This window comes from Pseudomonas sp. ICMP 8385, assembly GCF_002699915.1.
In the GTDB taxonomy this organism is placed as follows: domain Bacteria; phylum Pseudomonadota; class Gammaproteobacteria; order Pseudomonadales; family Pseudomonadaceae; genus Aquipseudomonas; species Aquipseudomonas gessardii.
Genome location: NZ_LKBY01000176.1, coordinates 1 through 3361 on the forward strand (window position 1 = coordinate 1; position 3361 = coordinate 3361).

The following is a 3361-nucleotide window of genomic DNA, read 5'->3' on the forward strand; positions in this document are numbered from 1 at the left end:
CTCGGCGTCGGCGAAGGTCATCTGCTTCATCGGGAAACTCGGTGGGTGGGGTCGCGGTATTTTGCCAAATCAGAAAGTCTTTTTCAGAGTTTCCCTTACCATTGGTAAAGCGATCAACATTGAACCCTGCCTCAGCAAGACCTTGCTGCAAATAAATGCCTATTTTGGGTTCGTCTTCCGCAACCAGAAGTCTCATGGGGGTGGCTCTCGAATGATTGTGATGATGAGTCTGCAAGGAAATGCTTCTGCCAACCAGCAACTGACAGAAAAGTAATATTGGCTTCAGGTAGATGTCAGCGAGTGCTGTCTAGGGTTCGAGCATGAGTACTCCCTAGTACTCGACCGACGCCGCCGCATGAAACCTTGTGGGAGCCGGAAAACAGATCAAAAAGGAGCTTCCTCATGAATCATCTAAAAATCCTTTTCTTTGTGGGTTCGATACTCATCTCAGCGTCTGCTTTGGCTGAAGGTGGCGCAGATCGGATTGCGGAGCGTATGGAAAGCCTACGCGACAAAGCAGAAGCGACCTTGGTACAAGCTGAAAAAGCCCCAGAGGGAGAGCGCCATGTACACATGGCCGAGCATATGAAACTGCTGGGCGAGATCATGAACCAACTCCATCAGGATCACCCAAAAGCATCAATGTCGCCTCAGGAACATCTTTCCTGGATGGAAAAGCACGACGCTATGGTTGATGACGTTTTGAACCAAATGCAGCGCGAACACAAACTGATGCTTTCTGAGAGCCATCAGTAACCGGGTACCTCCGATGGGCTGTTTGATCCGCTCGGTTGGTACGGCGTCATAAGCGCGCCGCACTACTCTTGGAAACTGACAGAAATGTAGTGTTCACGTCAGTTAGCTGGCAGCTCTATCCGTTTAGCATAGCTAGTGTTTTCCATTTGCTCTTGAGGTCATCATGAAAGCTAAGCTCGTTACCCCAGTTATTGCGGCGATCACCTTATTCCTCGGTGCGACGGCCATGGCAGACGTAGGTCATGGCAAAGAGGACATCGGCCAGCCTGGCGTCGCTTCTGCGGTGACCCGTACGGTAGATGTGGAGATGGGTGATATTTTCTTCATGCCTAAAAACATCGATGTGAAGCCTGGTGAGACTATTCGTTTTGTCCTTCGTAATAAGGGCGCACTGCTGCACGAATTCAATATCGGCCAAGCCGCCGCTCATGCGGCGCACCAAAAAGAAATGGCGAGCATGTTCCAGAATGGAACGCTTACACCCACCGGGTCAGGGAAAATGACGGGCAGCATGGGTCACAGCATGGGAGGGATGAAGATGGTTGGAATGGAACACAACGACCCGAACAGCATGCTGATCGAGCCCGGAGCAACAAAGGAATTGATCTGGACCTTCAACAATACAACTGGACTTCAATTTGCCTGCAACGTACCAGGTCATTACCAGTCTGGGATGGTCGGTCAATTTGACCTGAAGTGAGCCCGAACTGACCGCTAAACCCGCGTCTCCTCAAGAGTTGGCTACGCTCTGAGGCAGACATCAGAGCAACTCGCTCAAACACTGGGGTCTAGATCATGAATAACCATCAGCATCCGGCTGGAAGCATCACCACCCCATTTTGGACGCGCAAAACAGGCGTTGTACTGATTATGTTCATTGTGATCGGCGCCTTCTACGTGGTGCGGGAGCATTTCAGCCACGTCTATACATACTTGCCCTATCTCATTCTGTTGATCTGTCCATTGATGCATTTTTTTGGGCATGGACATGGCGCACATGACCATGGCAATCAGGCGCAAGCCAACAAGGAAGAGAAATAGCTATGCCCAATAAACCGAGCCACCACGATCACGGTCCTACCCACGCAGCTTCGCCCCCTGACGCTGATCTACGTGACCCGGTGTGCGGCATGACGATTACGCCTCCAAGTAAATTTGGCGAGTCTTATCAGGGACAGATTTATCAGTTTTGCAGCCAGAAATGCCAAGAGAAATTTCGGGCAGCTCCAGAGCACTACAGTGGTATTCATCCCAGCACTGAACCCAGCATCGCGGCTACAGAACCCGCGCTCCAAGTAGCCACTGAATTTACCTGCCCGATGCACCCGGAAGTAAAACAGCCAGGGCCCGGCAATTGCCCAAAATGTGGCATGACATTAGAACCTGTCATTCCGGCGCTAGATGACGATGACAAAACCGAGCTCCGTGATTTCGCGCGCCGCTTTTGGTGGTCTCTGCCTTTAACCGTGATAGTGACCGTTCTAGCCATGGCGGGCCATTCATTACAACTCTTCCATGGTTCGGTTCAAAACTGGATCGAGTTTGCTCTTGCGACACCGGTTACCTTATGGGCAGGGTGGCCCTTTTTTGTAAGGGGCATAGCATCTGTTAGAAATCGCAGTCCAAATATGTGGACTCTGATAGGTTTGGGTACTTCCGCAGCTTATCTTTACAGCGTCGCAGCAACCCTCTTTCCCCAAAGTTTTCCCACCACCTTCATGCAAGATGGACGCATCGGCGTTTACTTCGAAGCCGCTGCGGTCATCATCTCGCTCACCTTGCTTGGGCAGATTCTTGAGCTAAAAGCACGGTCACAAACCTCCGCAGCAATTAAGTCCCTTCTAGGCCTATCTCCCAAAACTGCACGCAAGATCAACGCCGATGGTCAGGAGGAAGACATTCCTCTTACCCATGTTCACTTGGGCGACCATTTGCGGGTCAGACCTGGTGAAAAGGTGCCAGTTGATGGCTCTGTGCTCGAGGGAGAAAGTGCGGTGGATGAGTCCATGCTCACTGGTGAGCCTGTGCCGGTAATGAAAAGACCAGGGGATAGTTTGATCGGCGCCACGCTTAATACTCACGGGAGCTTGGTGATGGAGGCGCAAAAGGTCGGCGCCGACACCATGCTATCGCAGATAGTGCAAATGGTTGCTCTAGCCCAACGCTCCAAAGCGCCAATGCAAAGAATGGCAGACTCGATCGCCGGCTACTTTGTGATGGGAGTTATCGCGATTGCGTTGCTGACATTCTTAGGTTGGGGACTATTCGGCCCGGAGCCCAGCTGGGTCTTCGGCCTGATCAACGCTGTCGCCGTACTTATCATCGCTTGCCCCTGTGCACTTGGTCTCGCAACGCCAATGTCGATCATGGTTTCGACGGGTAAAGCGGCCAGTATGGGTGTGCTGTTCAGGGACGCCAGTGCTATTGAAAACCTTTGCAAGATCGACACGCTGATTGTCGATAAAACGGGGACCCTTACAGAGGGACGGCCGGTATTTCACAGTGTGGACTGCGCATTCCACGCCATCCGGCCACCCAGTCCACCAACATCCGGCCACCCGTTCCACGCTCATCCGGCCAGGCAGTCGGAGCGCAGCGACGCAGG

Annotated in this window: 4 protein-coding genes and 1 pseudogene; 4 read left to right on the top strand and 1 reads right to left on the bottom strand. The window is 52.4% G+C overall.

From position 1 onward, the window contains the following. Nucleotides 1–196, bottom strand: a pseudogene (locus AO268_RS33480) (hypothetical protein); the annotation flags it as partial. A gap of 206 nt (nt 197–402) precedes the next feature. On the opposite strand from AO268_RS33480, the gene AO268_RS32235 reads away from it, so the two are divergent. The 4 genes from AO268_RS32235 to AO268_RS32250 form a co-directional block, all read left to right on the top strand. Beyond that, entirely contained in the window at nt 403–756 is a 354-nt protein-coding gene (locus AO268_RS32235; RefSeq protein ID WP_038444660.1) for a co-regulatory protein PtrA N-terminal domain-containing protein, read from the top strand. Nucleotides 757–919: 163 nt separating this feature from the next. Then, complete coding sequence (locus AO268_RS32240; protein ID WP_038444662.1) at nt 920–1456, top strand: cupredoxin domain-containing protein; 537 nt, start codon at nt 920–922, stop codon at nt 1454–1456. 95 nt (nt 1457–1551) lie between these two features. Beyond that, nucleotides 1552–1797 carry a DUF2933 domain-containing protein gene (locus AO268_RS32245; protein WP_051903179.1) on the top strand — a complete coding sequence of 82 codons (246 nt, stop codon included), beginning with the start codon at nt 1552–1554 and terminating at the stop codon, nt 1795–1797. A gap of 89 nt (nt 1798–1886) precedes the next feature. Then, a partial coding sequence (locus tag AO268_RS32250; RefSeq protein WP_257154500.1) for an HAD-IC family P-type ATPase occupies nt 1887–3361 on the top strand: 1475 nt, incomplete at its 3' end.